Source organism: Microbacterium karelineae, from assembly GCF_009745985.1.
Classification (GTDB): domain Bacteria; phylum Actinomycetota; class Actinomycetes; order Actinomycetales; family Microbacteriaceae; genus Microbacterium; species Microbacterium karelineae.
This window is the reverse complement of sequence record NZ_WFIX01000143.1, coordinates 1-679: the sequence shown is the minus strand read 5'-3', so window position 1 is coordinate 679 and position 679 is coordinate 1. Positions and strand designations below refer to the sequence as shown.

General features: G+C 34.2%; 2 protein-coding genes. Both read left to right on the top strand.

Annotated elements, in window-relative coordinates; genetic code table 11:
* The first annotated feature begins 25 nt into the window (after nt 1-25).
* Entirely contained in the window at nt 26-604 is a 579-nt protein-coding gene (rplU, locus tag GB932_RS22340; RefSeq protein ID WP_076597840.1) for a 50S ribosomal protein L21, read from the top strand.
* 12 nt (nt 605-616) lie between these two features.
* Nucleotides 617-679: 50S ribosomal protein L27 (locus tag GB932_RS22335; RefSeq protein WP_197517226.1), on the top strand; the 63-nt coding region annotated here is incomplete at its 3' end.

The window sequence follows — 679 nt, the reverse complement described above, 5'->3', positions numbered from 1 at the left end:
CGAAATAACTAAAAATTTATAAACAATGTTTGCAATTGTAGAAATAGCAGGGCTTCAATACAAAGTTGAGCAAGACCAGAAGTTGTTTGTAAACCGTTTAAAAGGAGATAAAGGAGGAAAAGTTTCTTTCGATAAAGTTCTTCTTACTGTAAACGGTGCAATCACTGTAGGCGCCCCAGCTGTAAACGGAATCACTGTAGAAGCAGAGATCCTTGACCACGTTAAAGCTGATAAAGTAATCGTTTTCAAAAAGAAAAGAAGAAAAGGTTACAAAGTGAAAAACGGTCACAGACAATCTTTAACTCAAATCGTAATCACTGGTATTACAGGTTTTGAAGGTGGAGCTAAAAAAGCTGCTGCTAAAAAAGAAACTGTGAAAGGTGAAGTTCTTTCTGACAACGCAACTGTTAACTTTGGTGAAGATCATGAATTGAACTATCACTTAAAGAAAAACAACTTGTCTCAGTCTAAAGAGAACAGAGAAACTTTAATTACTTTAGGTAAAGCAGTTAAAGTTGAATTAGAAAAGAATATTCTTACTCATGAAGAAGTAGATGCTGCTATCATTAAGAATATCGATCAATTTAAAGCACTTAATAAATAATCCAGTAATAAAATGGCACACAAGAAAGGAGTCGGTAGTTCCAAGAACGGTAGAGAGTCTCACTCTAAAAGATTA

Bases quoted from the DNA above. Each gene is read 5' to 3' on its own strand.
- rplU (WP_076597840.1), top strand. From the start codon at position 26: ATGTTTGCAATTGTAGAAATAGCAGGGCTTCAATACAAAGTTGAGCAA.